Below are 17,184 nucleotides of genomic sequence, written 5' to 3'. Positions count from 1 at the left end.
GCACATTCAACATCTATGTCACCTGACAGATCGCCATCGCGGGCAAGCCCGCTCCCACAGGTTTATTGGTCGGCCAAAAATTGTGTTTGGCCCAGACCATTGTGGGAGCGAGCCTGCCGCTTATTTCCCGGCGTTGATGGTCACAGTCTTGATTGCGCCCAGTTCCAGGTCCCATTTCTTCAGGATGGTCTGGTAGCTGCCGTCATCAATCATGCTCTGCAACGCGACCTTCACCGCTTCACTCAGCTCAGGCTTTTTCTTGCTCACGCCCAACCCGGTGAACTGCGAGGAGATCGGCAGGCCCACGGTTTTGTACATGTCCTTTTCCTGGGTCTTGAGGTAGGGCAGGGTCTCGCTGCCCTGCATCGCCGCGTCGATACGGCTCTGGCGCAGTTGCGCCCGGGCATCGGCCGAACCTTCGGTGCCGATCACGTTGATTGCAGGCTTGCCGGCGGCTTCGCAGTTGGCCTTGCTCCACTCGGCGATTTCCGACGGGAAGGTGGTGCGGCGGCTGGTGCCGACTTTCTTGCCGCACAGGTCGATGATCTCGTTGAAGTCCTTGTTCTTCTGCAGGGTGTAGAACTGCGGACCGCTGGTGAAGTAGTCAACGAAAGTCACGCTGGCTTGACGCTCGGCAGTGTCGGTCATGCCGGACAAGACCATGTCCACGCGGTCGGTGGTCAGCGCGTTGATCATCTGTTCGAAACCGGTTTCCTGCCATTTGATCTTCACGCCCAGACGCTCGGCCAGGGCATTGCCCAGGTCATAGTCCAGGCCGGTGAGGGTGTTGGTGGCCGGGTCCTTGAAATCCATCGGTGGGTAGTTCGGCATGATCGCTACCACGATCTCGCCCTTGGCCTTGATGCTGGCCGGCAATTCGGCGGCGAAGGTGAAGCTGGAAGCCATCAGGCCGGCGAGTACTGCTGGAATAACGAAATTCTTCATGGTCGTTCTCTTATGAGTGTTGTGAGCGCCAAACAGCGCTTAGGTTCGAACGGCAGAAATGAAGCTTTGGGTGCGCGGGTTTTGCGGACTTATTAGAATTTCTTCGGGGCTTCCTGCCTCCACGATCTGCCCGCCGTCCATGAACACCATGCGGTTGGAAACCTCGCGAGCGAAGCCCAGTTCATGGGTGACGACGATCATGGTCATGCCGGTTTGCGCCAGATCGCGCATCACCGACAGCACCTCACCGACCAGTTCCGGGTCGAGTGCCGAAGTGGGTTCATCGAACAGCATCAGCTTGGGCCGCATGGCCAGGGCGCGGGCAATGGCCACGCGTTGTTGCTGGCCACCCGACAGCTCGATCGGGTAGCTGTTGCGCTTGTCGGCCAGGCCGACGCGAGCGAGCAGTTCCACGGCTTCTTCGTGCGCCTCCTTGGGCGAACGCTTGAGCACCTGGCACGGCCCCTCGATGATGTTTTGCAGCACCGTCATGTGCGGGAACAGGTTGAAACGCTGGAACACCATGCCGGTGGACAGGCGTTGACGGGCGATCTGCGACTCGTTGAGCTCGTGCAGTTTGTTGCCGACGACGCGGTAACCCACCAGTTCGCCGTCGACCCACAGGCCGCCCTTGTCGATCTTTTCCAGCTGGTTGACGCAGCGCAGCAAGGTGCTTTTGCCGGAGCCGGACGGGCCGATGATGCACAGCACTTCGCCTTGCTCGACTTCGATGTTGATGTCCTTGAGCGCGTGGTACTGGTCGTAATATTTGTTCAGGCTCACGGCCTTGACGATGCTTCTCATGTGGGGCTCCTCAAGAACGCTTGCCGGCGCCGCGAGCGAAACGACGCTCCAGGCGGCTTTGACCAAAGGACAGCACGGTGACCGTGGCCAGGTACCAGATACCGGCGACGATCAGCAGCTCCATCACGCGAGCGTTGGCGTAGTAGATGTTCTGGGCGTTGTAGAGCAGTTCCGAGTACTGGATAACGCTCGCCAGCGAGGTCATTTTGACCATGCCGATGAATTCGTTACCGACCGGCGGAATGATGATCCGCATGGCCTGCGGCAGAATGATGCGGCGCAGCGCTTGCAGGCGCGGCATGCCGATCGACTTGGCGGCCTCGTACTGGCCGGTGTCCACCGACAGCAACCCGGCGCGCACCACTTCGGCGGTGTAGGCGCCCTGGTTGATGCTCAAGCCAAGCAGGGCGGCCACGAACGGCGTCATCAGGCTCACAGTGTCCATTTCGAACAGGCCGGGGATGCCGATGGTGGGGAAAATCAATGCGAGGTTGAACCACAACAGCAGTTGCAGGATCAGTGGCGTACCGCGAAACAGCCAGGTGTAGGTCACGGCCACGTAGCGCAGGATCGGGTTGGCCGACATGCGCATGATCGCGGTGATCACCCCGAAAATAATGCCCAGCGCCATTGCCAGCACGGCCATGACGACGGTGTTGAGCAAGCCCCACATGATCGCCTGGGAGGTCAGGAACTGGCCGATGTACGACCATTCGATCTTGCCTTCGGCGAAGGCCCGCACCAGACCGAGAATGGCGACGACGATGAGGGTGGCGAAGAAAATCCGCCCGTAATAACGCCGTGGCACATGCTGGTATTGCGTGATGTCGAACTGGTTTTCCGCCAGTTTGCGCTCCGACTGGAGTCGTTCTGCCTGGGTCTGGCTCATGTTGTTTCTCCGTACACTGGTATCACAGGTCCAACTTGATCCCTGTGGAAGCGGGCAAGCCCGCTCCCACAGGTTTTTGTGTCTTGCCTCAGAGGCGGAAACCCTGATAGTCCTCGGTCCACTGCTGTTGCGCGGCGAGGGCGGTTTTCAGGCGGCCGATCTGCTCGCGCACCTGTTGCGGTGCGGTGCCGCCCCAGCCACTGCGGGCGGCGATGGCGGCTTCCAGGGTCAAACTGTCACGCACTTCAGGCGTCAGGCGCGGGTCGATTTCGGCCAGCAATGCCGGCGAGGCTTCCCACAATTCGAGGTCATGTTTCTCGCAGGCCTGGACCAGCGCACCGGTAATCTCATGCGCTTCCTTGAACGGCACGCCGCGCATGGCCAGCCAGTCAGCGACTTCGGTGGCGAGGGTGAAGCCCAGTGGCGCCTGACGACGCAGTTCTTCGACGTTGACCTTCATGGTTGCGACCATCCCGGCCATGGCCGGCAGTACCAGCAGCAAGGTGTCGACGCTGTCGAGCACGCCGTTCTTGTCTTCGCTCAAGTCGCGGTTGTACGACAGCGGCAGGGATTTCAGCGTGGAGAGCAAACCGGTCAGGTTACCGATCAGGCGACCCGCCTTGCCCCGGGCCAGTTCGGCGATGTCCGGGTTTTTCTTCTGCGGCATGATCGAGCTGCCGGTGGCGTAGGCATCGTCCAGCGCAACCCAGCGAAATTGCCGCGACGACCACAGGCAAAATTCTTCGGCGAGGCGGGAAATGTTGATGCCGAGCATGCTCGCAATAAACAGGAATTCGGCGACGTGATCGCGGCTGGCGACGGCGTCGATGGAGTTTTCGCAGACGCCGCTGTAGCCCATTTCCTTGGCCGACTGTTGCGGCAGGCGAGCAATGGCGGAACCGGCCATGGCCGCAGCGCCGAGTGGCGACAGTGAGGTGCGTATGTCCCAATCCACCAGGCGTTGCACGTCACGCAGCATCGATTGCGAGTGAGCCAGCAAGTGGTGCGCGAAGACAATGGGTTGCGCCTGCTGCAAGTGGGTGAAACCCGGGCAGATGCTTTCGATGTGTTGCTCGGCCTGATCGACCAGGGCCTGTTGCAGGGCCAGCACTTCGACGGCCAGGGTGCGGACGTGATCACGCAGAAACAGGCGCAGGTCGTTGGCGGTCTGGTCGTTGCGCGAGCGCCCGGCACGCAGCTTGCCGCCCAAGGCGCCGAGGCGTTCGGTCAGCAGGCGTTCGATGAAGGTGTGGACGTCTTCGTCGTCCAGCGTCGGGGCGATGCTGCCGGCGCGGAAGTCGTCACCGATGCGCTCCAGCGCATCGAGCATGGTCAGGGTTTCTTGCTCGGTCAGCAGCCCGGCACGCTGCAGTTCACGGGCATGTGCCTTGGAACCGGCGAGGTCGTACGGGGTGAGGCGAAAGTAGCGCTCGGGGCAACGGGACAGGGCCGCCAGGGCTTCGGATGGGCCGCTTTTGAAGCGGGCACCCCAGAGACGGTCGGTGGTTTGAGACATTGTTGTTTTCCTCGTCGGTAAAGCGAACTGAAATCGGTATGCCGGGCCTGGAACACGCGTCGAAAATCATTCGGGCGAGGTTCGGCCTAATCAAATTCAAGGGCAGGGGATAAGCGCAGTTGCGAAGTCACGAGAGCTGATCGAAGTGTCAGCTTTTAGTCGTTGAACATCAGTGAGTTGGCACTGAAGGACGGAATTTATTGGCAGTTGCCAAGCCTGGTTTTCTGTGGTCATTATTATTTACCGGCACTATTTTTGTTGTTGGACACAGGTTGTTGAATACGGCGCCAGAGGTAAATAAGCATTATGGAAACCCCACTTTCCAATTCCGGAAACCCGCCGCCAAAACCGCTGCAACGGGCACCGCTGGCCCTCAGTGGGCTGGACTTCAAATTGCTCAAGGTATTCAAGGCCGTGGTCGAGGCCGGAGGCTTTAGTGCGGCGCAAAATGAGCTGAATGTGGGGCTGGCGGCGATCAGCAAACAGATATCTGACCTGGAAATCCGCATTGGCATGCGCTTGTGTACCCGGGGTCGAGAAGGCTTTCACCTGACCGAAGAAGGGCGATTGGTGTATCAGGCATCGATCGATTTGTTTGCCTCGGTCGATAACTTTCGAGATCGCCTTAGTTCAGCGCAAAACGAACTTATCGGCGATCTGGGGGTGGGCGTTATCGACAATACGATTTCCGATGCTAATTCACCGTTAGTTGCAGCGCTTAGACGAATTAATGAAGAGTCGCCGAAAGTAAGGTTTCAACTTCAGTCGTCTCAACTGGATGAAGTGGAAAGGGGCGTAGTAGAGGGGCGATTAGTGGCGGGGATCGTGCCGGTGTACCAGAAAAGAGAGGAGTTTGATTATTACGCGCTGTATGAAGAACGCTCGGAAGTTTATTGCGCTGTCGGTCACCCGCTGTTTTCGACGCCGGACGCCGAAATGGGCAGTGATGTGCTCAGGCACCATGAGTGCATCAACCATCGCTACGCGATTCATCGGGACAAGCTGAACTTTGCTCACTATGACAGTTTCTCGGCGTCCGCCACCCAGGTGGAAGCCGTGGCGCTGTTGATCAAGACCGGTCGTTTTGTCGGTTTTCTGCCGCAGCATTATGCAGCGACGATGGTGGCTCAGGGACAGTTTCGCGCGGTGCGCCCGGACCTGATCAACATCGTCACGCCGTTCAATCTGATCCTGCGCCACAACACCGTGCGCAGTCCGCTGGTCAAGGCGTTTGCGCAGGCGTTGGGGGTCGATTTGAAGGCCCCTGCGTGAAACAAGCAGGGGTCGCTAACAGCAACTTTCTGTGCGCCGTTCTACGGGGTTTGTTTATGCAGCAGCACGAAATCATTCTTGTCGAATCGCCCGCTCAACACCGGTTGCAAGTTACCCAGCGCAGTGCCTTGCAAGGCGATGTAGGCGTTCAGGTCCATCATCAACCACGCGGGTCCGGAGAGACTTTGCAGTTCCGGGATCGAGTCGGTAAACAGCGGCTGCAAGTCATGCGGGATATTGACCATGAATTTGATCGCCTTGGCATCTTTGCCCATGCTGTGCAGCACCAATGGCGCCGGCGCTTTTTTAACCTGCTCATAGACGGCAAGGCTGAATGTGCGGGTGTCATAGAGCCGACGCTCAACCGGTTCGAACACGCTCATGTACACCGACCACACCGCCAGCACCGCGCAAAAAGCCAGCGTCTCTGCGCGCCAACGGGGCTTGAACAGCGTGGCAAGGGCGATGGCCTGCAACACGCCGAGCAGGATCACGATCGAGCGGATCGACGTCAGTTGCTCGGGAAACCGGCGCTGAGCGACCACCAATCCAACGATCATGAGTATCGGGATCAGCAACCATAACCCCTGCATCAAACCGCGCAACGCGGCAAACAACCGCCCTTGCGCGACCTGAAACGGATACGCCGCAATAATCGCCGCCATCGGCAACATCGGCAGTAGATAACGGGCCTTTTTCGCCTGCGGGATCGACAACCCGATCATCACAATCAACCCGGCCGCCATGCAGTACTGCAACAGGCGCCATGCCGGGCCTGCCTGGCGCGGTCGGGTCAGCGCAATCGCCGCCAACGCAAGCCAGGCCAGCGGATAGGCGAGCGCATAGTTGCCCATCGAACTGGTGAAATAATACAGCGCTCCGCTGGCGCCTTCGCTGCCGTCCATGCGCCCCATGAACTGCATGCGCACCACGTCTTGCATGAAGGCCGGGCCGCCTTCGGTGTCGGCCAGCCACAACAATGTGCCGATGCTCACGGCCAACAACACGGCGGCTGTCAGGCCGAAGCCGAACAAATGCCGCCATTGGCGATTGAGCAAAAAGTAGCTGCACAGAATGCCTGTGGGCACCACCAGCCCGATCGGTCCGCGCACCCCAAAGCCGAGGACCAACAGGGCAAATATCAGCCACCAGCGGCGTTGTGCCGCGAAGTGGTCGGCGGCATACCCCAGGTAAAACACCGAAAACGCGACCGCCGCGAGTATCAGGTCCTGGGACACCGCGCGAGCTTCGGTGATGAACGTACTGGTCATCAGCATCAAGGCAATGCTGAGCAGCGCCCAGCGTCGGGAGTAGGGCGCCAGCAAGCGATACATCAGCGTGACAATCACCGCACCCGCCATCGCGCTCGGCAGCCAGGCGCTGAGGCTGTTGACCTGCCCGAATGGCAAGGACAGCAGCCAGATGAATAGCGTCGAAAGGGCGGAGTAGTCGGCGTAAGGCTGGCCATAGGTGGTGGGGAACACCGATGGCCCGTTACGCAGCATTTCCTGGGCAAACATGACGAACCGCGAATCGAAACCGATGGCCGCCTGCTGATAAACCCCGGCACTGAACAGGATCAGTGCCAGTAACCCGATGCCCAGGGACTGCTGGCGGGTGGGTGACAGGGTGATCACGCGACGACCGAGTCTGCCGGCCATTGCTGAAGCGGGATCGGCAGGTTGCGTGACTCGCCACGGCCCATCGGGAAGTATTTGAAACCGCTGCGTTCAAGGCGTTCGGCGTCGTACAGGTTGCGTCCGTCGAAGATCACGGGAGCGTTCAGACGTTGTTCGATCAGGTCGAAATCCGGGGCCTTGAACTGTTGCCACTCGGTGCAGACGATCAAGGCATCGGCGCCGGTCAATACCGATTCGGGCGTCCCCATGAGCATCAGCTTCGATTCATTCGGATAGAGTTTTTGGGTTTCCTGCATCGCTTCCGGATCATACGCGCGGACATTGGCTCCGGCGGCCCACAGCGATTCCAGCAGGACCCGGCTCGGCGCATCACGCATGTCATCGGTGTTGGGCTTGAACGCCAGGCCCCAGACGGCAAAGGTCTTGCCCCGCAGATCACCACGGTAGAACGCGTTGATCCGCTCGAACAGTTTGTGTTTCTGACGCTCGTTGATCGCTTCCACCGCTTGCAGCAGGTCGCTGGAGCAGTGCGCTTCCTGGGCGCTGTGAATCAGTGCGCGCATGTCTTTGGGGAAGCACGAGCCGCCATAACCGCAGCCGGGGTAAATGAAGTGATAACCGATGCGCGAGTCGGCGCCGATGCCCAGACGCACCGATTCGATGTCGGCGCCCAGGTGTTCGGCCAGTTCGGCAATCTGGTTGATGAAGCTGATTTTCGTGGCCAGCATGCAGTTGGCGGCGTACTTGGTCAGTTCGGCGCTGCGCAGGTCCATGAACATGACGCGGTCGTGGTTGCGGTTGAACGGTGCATAGAGGTCGCGCATTACTTCGCGCACTTCGTCACGTTCGCAGCCAATGATGATCCGGTCCGGGCGCCGGCAGTCGGCGACGGCCGAACCTTCCTTGAGAAACTCGGGGTTGGAAACGATATCGAACTGCAACACACGGCCAGCTTTCACCAGGGCCTTGTCGATATGTGCTTGCAACGCGTCGCCGGTGCCCACCGGGACCGTGGACTTTTCCACCAGAATCACCGGTTGTTCGCGATGCCGCGCCACGGCATCACCGACCGACATCACATAGCTCAGGTCCGCCGAACCATCGTCCCGGGACGGCGTGCCCACTGCAATAAACAGCACCTCGCCATGCTGGACGGCCAGCTTTTCGTCGCTGGTGAACTGCAGTCGTCTGGCTTCCAGGCTTTCACGTACCAGACTGGCCAGCCCTGGTTCGAAAATGCTCACGTGGCCCTGTTGCAGCAGCGCGACTTTTTTCTCGTCGATGTCCATGCAGACCACATCATGGCCAACTTCAGCCAGGACAGCTGCCTGGACCAAGCCCACATAACCGCTACCAAATACACTGATTTTCATGACGCACCCCGGAGTTCGGTCGCACGGACTGAACGAGAGTTGATTGTGATGACCCCGAGAATGATCAATGCCACCCCGACGGTCTTGGAAAGGCTGAACGATTCGTGAAACAGCGGCAGGCTGGCGGCCAGCACGTACACCAGCGCGTAGCTGATGCTCAAAAGCGAGTAGGCCCGGCCCAGCGGCAAGTCGCGCAGGGCGGCCAGCCAGCAGAGCATCGAGAGGGCGTAGGCCAGGATCGCGCTCAGCACGACCAGCACCGGGACCGGTTCGAAACTGGCGGTCAGCCAGTTTTCCGGCGAGGGCAGGCGCGTCATGCTCCAGCGCATGCCCAGTTGCGCCGCGCTGCCCAGCACCACGCTGCCCAGGGCGAACGTGATTCCGCGACGCAGGCTCATGCGTGTTGCCCCAGCAGAACCACGCCACCGATCACCAGTGCGACGCCGAACCAGTGCTGGCGATCAATGGTTTCGTGGAAGACGAAGCGGGCGATCAGGGTGACCAATACGAAATTGAGGCTGAGCATCGGGTAGGCGATGCCGACTTCCAGGCGCTGCAACACCAGCAGCCAGACCAGCAAGCCTGACCCGAGCGCGGCGAGCGCCAGCCACAGCCAGGGCGAGCGCAGTTTCGCGCCCCATCCCGAAGCCTGGCCACGCCAGCTCTCCACGGCGTATTTCTGCGCAATCTGACCCAGGCACGTCAACAGGCACGCGACCAGAACCAGTAGCAGGCTCATGGCGCCTCCTGAGGGAAAATCAGGATCACCAGGTTGCCCTGTTCATAGCGTTTACCGTCCTTGGGCAACAATTCGATTTCCTGCAATTCGTCCTCACCCTTGACCCGCATGACCACACCGACGGAGCCGCTGCGGCGGGCGTCGCGCATCCACTGCTGAACCTGGCCGACAGTGACCAGTTGCTGTGCCGAGTCAGGATAGGCGAGACCATATTTCAATTCGCCTACCGAGTTGTACAAGGACACATCCGGGTGCTTCATGCGCCAGGCCAGCGCCGATGCGGCGCCAAGATCATTGCTCAGCAATTTGCCGGTCTGCACCAGTTCATCCGTGTGATGGAGGATGAATTGGTCGGGGGTCTTGTTGGCGACCACCGAGTTAGGCAGTCCGGCGGGTATCAAGCCGATCAGCAGCAAACTGCCGAATGCCGGTGCAGCCCAGCATTGCAATGGCCTGAAGGCTTGCAGCAGGTTGGCCATGATCCAGCCGATCAAACCGATGAACACCAGCACCAGGTTGTGCAGTTCATGGTCGTACAGCGGCTTTTTCAGTTGCAGGTAGACCAAGGCGATCAGGGTCACCAGACCCAACACCAGGTTGAGCAACCCGTTGAGCCCCAGCACCCGTCCCTGTTCCAGCTTCAGCCGGTCAGCCAGTGTATGACCCAGCAACAAGGCCAGGGGCAGCAGGCACGGCAGGATGTAACTGGGCAGTTTGCCTTTGCTGATGCTGAAAAATACCAGCGGCATCACCAGCCATAGCAGCAGGAAGCCGATGCTGGACTGGCGTCGGGTTTGCCAGGCCTGTTTCAGCGCCGACGGCAACAACGCCGCCCACGGCAGACTGAAACCGACCAGTAGCGGCAGGTAGAACCAGAACGGCTCTTCATGCTGGGCGTCCTCACCGGCAAAGCGCTGAATGTGTTCGTGCCAGAAGAAGAAACGCCAGTAATCGGGCTCTTCCGAATGAACCGCCAGCACCCAGGGCAGGCTCACCGCGATGGCCACGACAATCGCCACAGGCCCGTAGGTCAGCAGTTCTTTCCAGCGTTTCTGCCAGATCATGTAGGGCAGGGCCACCAGCACCGGCAGCAACCAGGCCAGGAAACCCTTGGTCATGAAGCCCATGCCGCAGGCCAGACCCAGCACCGCCCAGCTGATGATTTTTTGCCGGCGGCCGTCGCTGTCCAGCGCAAACCACAACGCCACCAGACTCAGGTTGACCCATAAGGTGAATTGCGGATCAAGGTTGGCGTAACCGGCCTGACCCGCGATGACGCTGAAACTCATGTACAGCAGCGCGCAGGCAAAACTCTTGCGCGGATCGTTCCACAATCGGCGGGCGATCAGGAAGCACAGCAGCACGCTCAGGCCCATGCTCAGCGCCGAGGCAAACCGCACGCCAAACAGGTTCTGACCGAACAGCGCCTGGCTGGCGGCGATCATCCAGTAACCCGCCGCCGGTTTCTCGAAATAGCGCACGCTCATGAAATGCGGCGACACCCAGTCGCCGCTCAGGAGCATGTGCTGACTGATCTGTGCGTAACGGGTTTCGTCCGGGATCCATAAGCCGTGGGTGCCCAGTGGCAGCAGATAACCCAGGACGAAAAGGACCAGCAGCAGGGGGAGTGCCCAGCGTTTGCTCATGCGCCTTGCACTCCCAACCAGCCTTCGCGACCTTCAAGGGTGCCGCGTACGACACGTCCTGTGGGCAAGGTGTTGGGCGCGTCGGGCAGCAGATCGCCCAAGGGCTGGAAATGAATGTCACGCTGGCGCGCATCGGCCAGCAGCTGACGGAAATCGTTGGCCATCAGAATCCCTTCTACTTCTGCATGAATGGTGTAGACGTTGAGTTTGTCGGGGGAAAAACGGTCAAGAATGAACGCGTTGAAGTCCTGGGCAGCGACCGTTGGGCCAACCACCTCATCGAAGGTCGGCAGGTCCACCGGTATCTGCGGTGCACCCAAACTACCGTTTGCCAGCGTCGGCTGAAACAGGCTCTGGCCCCGGCAGTCGCTGTTGTAGCGAAAGCCGAATGCTTGCTTGGCTTCGATCACGCGCTCGTCCGCACGCCAACCGGCGGCGGCCGAACAGTCGACCTTCTTTCCGAGGATGTCGCTGAGCGTGTCGACGCCCCGGCGGATTTGCTCGATCAGTTGCGCGTCGCTCCAGCGTCCGGCATTGGCCTGCCAGCCATGGTGATCCCAGGCGTGCAGGCCGACTTCATGCCCGGCGGCCTGAGCCTGGCGCATCAAATGCCCCAGGTCACGGCCGATCGGTTTGCCCGGCCAGGCAGTGCCGGCCAGCAAAATGTCCCAGCCGTACAACCCGGCGGCATTGGAACGGAGCATTTTCCAGAGAAATTGCGGGCGGATCAGGCGCCACAAGTGGCGCCCCATGTTGTCCGGCCCGACGCTGAAGAAGAACGTCGCCTTGACCTGCGCTTCGTCGAGGATTTCCAGCAGCCGGGGCACCCCCTCACGGGTGCCTCGGTAGGTGTCGACATCGATTCGAAGGCCTGCCTGCATTAGCGCTTGTCCGCGATTTCGAGCATGGCTTCACGCAGGAAGAAATCCAGGGTGTTGCCGATGGTCTCGCTCATCTCCACGGTTGGCGTCCAGTCCAGCAGACGTTTGGCGTTGGCGATGCTTGGTTTGCGATGGGACACGTCCTGGTAGCCGGTGCCGTAGAAGGCTTTGCTTTCTACGTCGCGGAAACCGGCGAACGGTGGGAAGTTGTCGCGCAGCGGGTGAGCTTCGAATTGGCGCAGCAGTTCTTCGCCCAGCTGGCGAATGCTCGCTTCGTTCTCAGGGTTGCCGATGTTGATGATCTGACCGTTGCAGGCGTCGTTTTCGTTGTCGATGATCCGCGCCAGGGCTTCTACGCCGTCCGCGATGTCAGTGAAGCAACGCTTTTGCTCGCCGCCATCGAACAGGCGAATCGGCGTGCCTTCCACGAGGTTCAGGATCAGCTGGGTAATGGCGCGGGAGCTGCCGATACGTGCCGAGTCCAGACGGTCCAGACGTGGGCCCATCCAGTTGAAAGGGCGGAACAGGGTGAAATTCAGGCCTTTCTGGCCGTAGGCCCAGATGACACGGTCGAGCAACTGTTTGGAGACCGAGTAGATCCAGCGTTGCTTGTTGATCGGGCCAACGATGAGGTTGGAAGTGTCTTCGTCGAAGTTGTTGTCCTGGCACATGCCATAGACTTCGGAAGTCGACGGGAAGATCACGCGCTTGTTGTATTTGACGCAGTAGCGAACCAGCTTCAGGTTCTCTTCGAAGTCCAGTTCGAACACGCGCAGCGGGTTGCGGGTGTATTCGATCGGGGTGGCAATCGCGACCAGCGGCAGGATCACGTCGCACTTCTTGATGTGATACTCGATCCACTCGGAGTGAATGCTGATATCGCCTTCGACGAAGTGGAAGTTCGGGTGGCTGCGCAGGCGGTCGATGGCGTCCGAACCGATGTCCAGGCCATAAACTTCGTACTGGTCATCGCGCAGCAGGCGCTCGGACAGGTGGTTGCCGATGAAGCCGTTGACGCCGAGGATCAGCACGCGGGTGCGACGTGGCTTGCGCCCGGATTCCGCGCCGCGCAGGACGGAGCCGTCGACCAGGCCCAATTCGTTGGCCAGTTGCGGGCCGCTCAGGTACAGGCCGTTGTCATTGCGCTGACCGGCGGTGATCACCAGCGAGTCTTCGCCGCAGGCGATACGCAGTGGATCGACGCTGATCACACGGCCCGGCGCCTGACCTTCATTGCCCTTGGCCACTTCGGCGCTCCAGACAATCAGCTTGTGCTCGCCCACGTCGCAGAACGCGCCCGGGTACGGCTGGGTAACCGCACGGACCAGGTTGAACAGTTCTTCAGCGGGTTTCTTCCAGAACAGTTTGCCGTCGGCGGCGGTGCGGCGACCGAACACCGTGGCTTTGGACTCGTCCTGAGCCGTTTCGGTGACTTTGCCTTGCAACAGGGCAGGCAGGGTGTCGCGCAACAGGTCGGCCGCGGCCACACGCAATTTGCCGTGCAGGGTCAGCGCGGTGTCGCTGCGTTCAATGGCAACCTTTTGCTGGGCGATGATCGCGCCGGCATCGGCGCGCTTGACCATGCGGTGCAGGGTCACGCCGGTTTCGGTTTCACCGTTCACCAGCACCCAGTTAGCCGGGGCGCGGCCGCGGTAGCGTGGCAGCAGCGAACCGTGCAGGTTGAAGGCGCCTTTGCGGGCGGTGGCCAGCAGTGGCTCGGTCAACAGGTTGCGGTAGTAGAACGAGAAGAGGTAATCCGGGTTGAGTTTGGCGATGCGCTCGATCCACAGCGGATGGTTGGCATCTTCAGGGGCATGCACCGGGATGCCTTTTTGGGCACACAATTGCGCAACGGAACCGTAGAACGCGTTTTCTTTCGGGTCATCGGCATGAGTGAACACGGCGGCAATTTCAAAGCCGGACGCGAGCAGGGATTCGATACCGGCACAGCCAATATCGTGGTAGGCGAAGACAACAGCTTTTGCGCTCATGAGAGAACCTGATCTGAAGTGGAAGTGAGGCCGTCAACGGTGACAACGGGAGCGGGTGCGGCGGGTTGGCTACGCAAGACTTTTTCGACAAAGAAGCGCGGGCGGGCGCGGACGTCGCTGTACATGCGTCCCAGGTACTCGCCCAGCAGGCCCATGCCGATGAATTGCCCGCCGGTGAAGACGAAGAGCACGGCGAACAGCACGAACGAACCGTCCCCGGCCCATTCGGCGCCGAACACCAGGCGCAAGAAGATCAAGGTCATGGCGAACAGCACACCCAGGCCGGCCATGGCGAAACCGACGATGCTCAGCAGGCGCAACGGCGTGGTGGTCATGCAGGTGATCAGGTCGAACATCAGATTGACCAGGCGCATGGGGCTGTACTTGGATTCACCGTGTTCGCGCTCGGCGTGCATCACCAGGATTTCCGTGGTGTGCCGCGCAAAACTGTTGGCCAGGATCGGGATGAAGGTGCTGCGTTCTCGGCAGGCCAGCATCGCGTCGACGATGGTCCGGCGATAAGCACGCAACATGCAGCCGTAATCGCTCATGGCAACGCCGGTCGAGCGCTGCACGGCCATGTTGATCAGTTTCGACGGCCAGCGACGCAGGGCCGAGTCCTGACGGTTGTTGCGCACGGTGGCGACCACGTCATAACCGAGTTCGGCCTGGGCCACCAGTCGCGGAATTTCTTCAGGCGGGTTTTGCAGGTCGGCATCGAGCGTGATGACGACATCACCTTTGCAGTGTTCGAAACCGGCCATGATTGCCGCATGCTGACCATAGTTGCGGTTGAGAATGACCGCGACCACCGGGCTGCCTTCGCGACTGGCAGCCTCTTCGAGGATTTGCGCCGAGTTGTCTCGACTGCCGTCATCCACCAGCACTATTTCGTATTCATGGTGCAGCTGCGCACAGGCCGCTTCGGTACGCCGCAGCAACTCGGGCAGACTGTCTTGCTCGTTGTAGACCGGGATAACAACCGACACGCAACGGATTGGGTAAGGTTTCACTGAGATCTGTCCATAACGTTTTCAATGGCATCGACCACACGATTGACATCATCGCAGGTCATGTCGGGGAACAAGGGAATCGAACACAGCCGGGCCGAATTCCATTCGGTGTTAGGCAAGTAAATGTTCGGGAACCGCTGACGATAATACGTGTGCAAATGGGTGGCGATAAAGTGGATACCAGTGCCGATGTTCTGCTCCTGTAAGCCCTTCATGAACGCTTCACGGTCCAGGCCGCAACGCTCGGCGTCGATGCGCAGGATAAACAGGTGCCAGGCGTGTTGTTGCGGGTAAGTCGGTATCGCCAGCGGTTGCACGGCGCAACCTTCCAGGCGATGCAAGTACGTTTGTGCCAGCTGGGTGCGTTTAGCGTTGATTTCTTCAAGTCGCTCCAGTTGCACCAGGGCGATGGCAGCATTGATGTCGGCCAGGTTGTATTTGAAACCCGGTTCAATCACTTGCGCCTGCGGTTTGCGGCCGCCAGTCAGGCGGTCATAGGCGTCGACGCCGAGGCCGTGAAACTTGAGCATGCGCACCCGATTGGCCAGGGCTTCATCGTCGCTGACAAACATCGCGCCTTCAGCGCAGGTCATGTTCTTGATGGCGTGAAACGAGAAGATCGCCGTGCCCTTGGAACCGACATGACGACCTTTGTAGAAGGTGCCAGCGGCGTGGGCGGCGTCTTCGATGACAGGAATGCCGTGTTTGTCAGCCAGCGCATACAGCGGGTCGAGATCGTAGGCAGCGCCCGCGTAGTGCACCGGAATGATGGCTTTGGTGCGTGGGGTGATGGCGGCCTCGATGCTGTCCAGATCGCTCATCAGGGTGTCGCGGTCGACGTCGACGAACACCGGCGTCGCGCCCAGCAGGCAGATCATGTTGGCGGTGGACACCCATGTCTGGGACGGGGTAATGACTTCATCGCCCGGCCCGATGCCCAAGGCCAGCAAGGTGATGTGCATGCCACCGGTGGCCGAGGAAAGTGCAACGGCGTGGCGGCATCCGACATAGTTGGCGAACTGCTCTTCCAATTGTTGATTTTTTGGCCCGGTGGTGATCCAGCCGGAGCGCAATACTTGCTCGACGGCTGCAATTTCTTCATCGCCGATACTTGGGCGGGAAAAGGGGAGAAACGCCTGACTCATGGGCACCTCGGGCTGGAATTGGACGAACATTGATACTGGATGTGTTGGATCCAAGGCAAGCGTAGTCGATAAAAAATAAGCTGCTTCAATTGGTTACACCGAAAGTGTGACAAATCGCATCAATTGACTTTTTCTGTTCCGGTCGGCACGTTGGAGGCCTGTGGGGGACAGTCGCAGCTCATTGAGGGTATGCGCAATTTCGTGAAAGGAACATGAAAACCCGGTCGGCAAATCATTTATCTGAGCGTCATACAGGCACTGTTCAGACTCCTGCCGTTCATCGTGGTTTTCAGAAGAAAAGTCCTACGGAAGTCTCCGCTTTAGATGAGGAATGTTTCAATCCTTAGTTGTTTTACTGCAGTGTTTTAACTCAAGGCCGTTTCGTTTGACTGACTTACCTGTTACCCATCCTGTTGCTTCAAAGACCAACCCGTTGACGGTCTACCTGGCCCGGCTCGCGCCCTCCAGTCAGCTGACCATGCGTTATGTATTGCAGGATGCCGCCGACCGGTTGGGCTTCGAAGACATGAACATCGAGGAAATTCCCTGGCATCAGCTGCAGCCAGAAGATGCCATTGCGCTGGTCGCGGCGTTGCGCGAAGACGGCTATGCGCCCAACACATCTTCGTTGTATGTGAACGCGATCCGCGGGGTAATGAATGAGGCGTGGCGCATGAGCCTGATCAGCCAGGAACACCTGCTGAAAATGCGCTCGGTCAAAGGCATTGCCGGCACCCGATTGTCGCAAGGGCGCAACTTGCGGCGCACGCTGATCCAGGAGTTGATGGCGGTGTGTGCCGCCGATCCACGCCCACAAGGGTTGCGGGACGCGGCGATCATCGGGATTTTGTACGGTTCGGGGATGCGCAAGTCCGAATCGGTAAACCTCGACCTGTCGCAGGTCGATTTTGCCGAGCGCAGCCTGCGGGTGACGGCCAAGGGCAACAAGCAATTGATCAAGTACGCGCCGGCCTGGGCCTTCGCCAAGCTGGAAGCCTGGCTCGAGTTCCGTCGATCACAGCTCAAGGAAGGCGAGGTGGATGACCCGTTTCTGTTCAACCGCATTCGCCGTGGCAGCCATATCACCCGTGAGCGCGTGACCAAACATGCGATCTATTACATCGCGCGCCAGCGCGGTGCCGAAGTCGGGGTCAAGATCATGCCGCATGATTTTCGCCGTTCATTCATCACCCGCGTGATTGAAGAGCACGATTTATCGATCGCGCAGAAACTGGCGCATCACAGCAACATCCAGACCACCGCCAATTACGATGTACGCGACGACAACGAGCGGCGCCGAGCAGTGGATCGCTTTGATCTTTGACGCATC

General features: G+C 59.8%; 15 protein-coding genes. 2 read left to right on the top strand and 13 right to left on the bottom strand.

From position 1 onward, the window contains the following. Positions 1-120 precede the first annotated feature (120 nt). The 4 genes from SB725_RS09620 to argH all read right to left on the bottom strand — a co-directional run bounded on the left by SB725_RS09620 (position 121) and on the right by argH (position 4,154). On the bottom strand, positions 121-945 hold the full coding sequence (locus SB725_RS09620) for an ABC transporter substrate-binding protein (protein WP_027923053.1): 825 nt from the start codon (positions 943-945) through the stop codon (positions 121-123). A gap of 39 nt (positions 946-984) precedes the next feature. Next, entirely contained in the window at positions 985-1,749 is a 765-nt protein-coding gene (locus SB725_RS09615; RefSeq protein WP_027923054.1) for an amino acid ABC transporter ATP-binding protein, read from the bottom strand. A gap of 10 nt (positions 1,750-1,759) precedes the next feature. Further along, positions 1,760-2,638, bottom strand: coding sequence for an amino acid ABC transporter permease (locus SB725_RS09610; RefSeq protein ID WP_027923055.1), 879 nt, complete (start codon positions 2,636-2,638; stop codon positions 1,760-1,762). An 88-nt stretch (positions 2,639-2,726) separates the two neighbouring features. After that, positions 2,727-4,154, bottom strand: coding sequence for an argininosuccinate lyase (gene argH / locus SB725_RS09605; protein ID WP_027923056.1), 1,428 nt, complete (start codon positions 4,152-4,154; stop codon positions 2,727-2,729). A 306-nt stretch (positions 4,155-4,460) separates the two neighbouring features. Between argH and SB725_RS09600 the strand changes: the two genes are divergently transcribed. Next, entirely contained in the window at positions 4,461-5,426 is a 966-nt protein-coding gene (locus SB725_RS09600; RefSeq protein ID WP_059182912.1) for a LysR family transcriptional regulator, read from the top strand. Between the two features lie 41 nt (positions 5,427-5,467). Here the strand turns inward: SB725_RS09600 and SB725_RS09595 are convergent, their stop codons facing one another. From SB725_RS09595 to arnB, 9 genes are read right to left on the bottom strand one after another with little or no spacing between them, the layout of a single operon-like run. Further along, the gene (locus SB725_RS09595; protein WP_410921684.1) at positions 5,468-7,087 is read right to left on the bottom strand and encodes an ArnT family glycosyltransferase; all 1,620 of its coding nucleotides are present in this window, start codon (positions 7,085-7,087) and stop codon (positions 5,468-5,470) included. Beyond that, positions 7,060-8,439 (bottom strand): UDP-glucose dehydrogenase family protein, encoded by a 1,380-nt coding sequence (locus SB725_RS09590; RefSeq protein WP_027923059.1) that lies wholly within the window; start codon positions 8,437-8,439, stop codon positions 7,060-7,062. The genes SB725_RS09595 and SB725_RS09590 overlap by 28 nt, the downstream gene beginning before the upstream one ends. Further along, on the bottom strand, positions 8,436-8,837 hold the full coding sequence (gene arnF / locus SB725_RS09585; RefSeq protein WP_059182914.1) for a 4-amino-4-deoxy-L-arabinose-phosphoundecaprenol flippase subunit ArnF: 402 nt from the start codon (positions 8,835-8,837) through the stop codon (positions 8,436-8,438). The genes SB725_RS09590 and arnF overlap by 4 nt, the downstream gene beginning before the upstream one ends. Then, positions 8,834-9,178 carry a 4-amino-4-deoxy-L-arabinose-phosphoundecaprenol flippase subunit ArnE gene (arnE, locus tag SB725_RS09580; RefSeq protein ID WP_027923061.1) on the bottom strand — a complete coding sequence of 115 codons (345 nt, stop codon included), beginning with the start codon at positions 9,176-9,178 and terminating at the stop codon, positions 8,834-8,836. The genes arnF and arnE overlap by 4 nt, the downstream gene beginning before the upstream one ends. Next, positions 9,175-10,824 carry a lipid IV(A) 4-amino-4-deoxy-L-arabinosyltransferase gene (gene arnT / locus SB725_RS09575; protein ID WP_410921683.1) on the bottom strand — a complete coding sequence of 550 codons (1,650 nt, stop codon included), beginning with the start codon at positions 10,822-10,824 and terminating at the stop codon, positions 9,175-9,177. The genes arnE and arnT overlap by 4 nt, the downstream gene beginning before the upstream one ends. After that, on the bottom strand, positions 10,821-11,705 hold the full coding sequence (gene arnD, locus SB725_RS09570) for a 4-deoxy-4-formamido-L-arabinose-phosphoundecaprenol deformylase (RefSeq protein WP_027923063.1): 885 nt from the start codon (positions 11,703-11,705) through the stop codon (positions 10,821-10,823). The genes arnT and arnD overlap by 4 nt, the downstream gene beginning before the upstream one ends. Continuing rightward, a complete protein-coding gene (gene arnA, locus SB725_RS09565; protein ID WP_027923064.1) occupies positions 11,705-13,696 on the bottom strand; it encodes a bifunctional UDP-4-amino-4-deoxy-L-arabinose formyltransferase/UDP-glucuronic acid oxidase ArnA in 1,992 nt (663 codons plus the stop codon). Before arnA ends, arnD begins: the two co-directional genes overlap by 1 nt. Continuing rightward, positions 13,693-14,709, bottom strand: a complete 1,017-nt coding sequence (arnC, locus tag SB725_RS09560; protein WP_027923065.1) for an undecaprenyl-phosphate 4-deoxy-4-formamido-L-arabinose transferase — start codon at positions 14,707-14,709, stop codon at positions 13,693-13,695. The genes arnA and arnC overlap by 4 nt, the downstream gene beginning before the upstream one ends. Continuing rightward, on the bottom strand, positions 14,706-15,854 hold the full coding sequence (gene arnB / locus SB725_RS09555; protein WP_027923066.1) for a UDP-4-amino-4-deoxy-L-arabinose aminotransferase: 1,149 nt from the start codon (positions 15,852-15,854) through the stop codon (positions 14,706-14,708). The genes arnC and arnB overlap by 4 nt, the downstream gene beginning before the upstream one ends. 385 nt (positions 15,855-16,239) lie before the next feature. On the opposite strand from arnB, the gene xerC reads away from it, so the two are divergent. Beyond that, positions 16,240-17,178 (top strand): tyrosine recombinase XerC, encoded by a 939-nt coding sequence (gene xerC, locus SB725_RS09550; RefSeq protein ID WP_059182917.1) that lies wholly within the window; start codon positions 16,240-16,242, stop codon positions 17,176-17,178. The last annotated feature ends 6 nt before the right edge of the window (positions 17,179-17,184 follow it).

The sequence above is a fragment of the Pseudomonas sp. SIMBA_041 genome, from assembly GCF_046535095.1.
GTDB classification, from domain to species: Bacteria; Pseudomonadota; Gammaproteobacteria; order Pseudomonadales; family Pseudomonadaceae; genus Aquipseudomonas; species Aquipseudomonas mucoides.
This window is presented reverse-complemented; position numbering and strand designations above follow the sequence as displayed.

Bases quoted from the DNA above. Each gene is read 5' to 3' on its own strand.
- SB725_RS09620 (WP_027923053.1), bottom strand. From the start codon at position 945: ATGAAGAATTTCGTTATTCCAGCAGTACTCGCCGGCCTGATGGCTTCC.
- SB725_RS09615 (WP_027923054.1), bottom strand. From the start codon at position 1,749: ATGAGAAGCATCGTCAAGGCCGTGAGCCTGAACAAATATTACGACCAG.
- SB725_RS09610 (WP_027923055.1), bottom strand. From the start codon at position 2,638: ATGAGCCAGACCCAGGCAGAACGACTCCAGTCGGAGCGCAAACTGGCG.
- argH (WP_027923056.1), bottom strand. From the start codon at position 4,154: ATGTCTCAAACCACCGACCGTCTCTGGGGTGCCCGCTTCAAAAGCGGC.
- SB725_RS09600 (WP_059182912.1), top strand. From the start codon at position 4,461: ATGGAAACCCCACTTTCCAATTCCGGAAACCCGCCGCCAAAACCGCTG.
- SB725_RS09595 (WP_410921684.1), bottom strand. From the start codon at position 7,087: ATGGCCGGCAGACTCGGTCGTCGCGTGATCACCCTGTCACCCACCCGC.
- SB725_RS09590 (WP_027923059.1), bottom strand. From the start codon at position 8,439: ATGAAAATCAGTGTATTTGGTAGCGGTTATGTGGGCTTGGTCCAGGCA.
- arnF (WP_059182914.1), bottom strand. From the start codon at position 8,837: ATGAGCCTGCGTCGCGGAATCACGTTCGCCCTGGGCAGCGTGGTGCTG.
- arnE (WP_027923061.1), bottom strand. From the start codon at position 9,178: ATGAGCCTGCTACTGGTTCTGGTCGCGTGCCTGTTGACGTGCCTGGGT.
- arnT (WP_410921683.1), bottom strand. From the start codon at position 10,824: ATGAGCAAACGCTGGGCACTCCCCCTGCTGCTGGTCCTTTTCGTCCTG.
- arnD (WP_027923063.1), bottom strand. From the start codon at position 11,705: ATGCAGGCAGGCCTTCGAATCGATGTCGACACCTACCGAGGCACCCGT.
- arnA (WP_027923064.1), bottom strand. From the start codon at position 13,696: ATGAGCGCAAAAGCTGTTGTCTTCGCCTACCACGATATTGGCTGTGCC.
- arnB (WP_027923066.1), bottom strand. From the start codon at position 15,854: ATGAGTCAGGCGTTTCTCCCCTTTTCCCGCCCAAGTATCGGCGATGAA.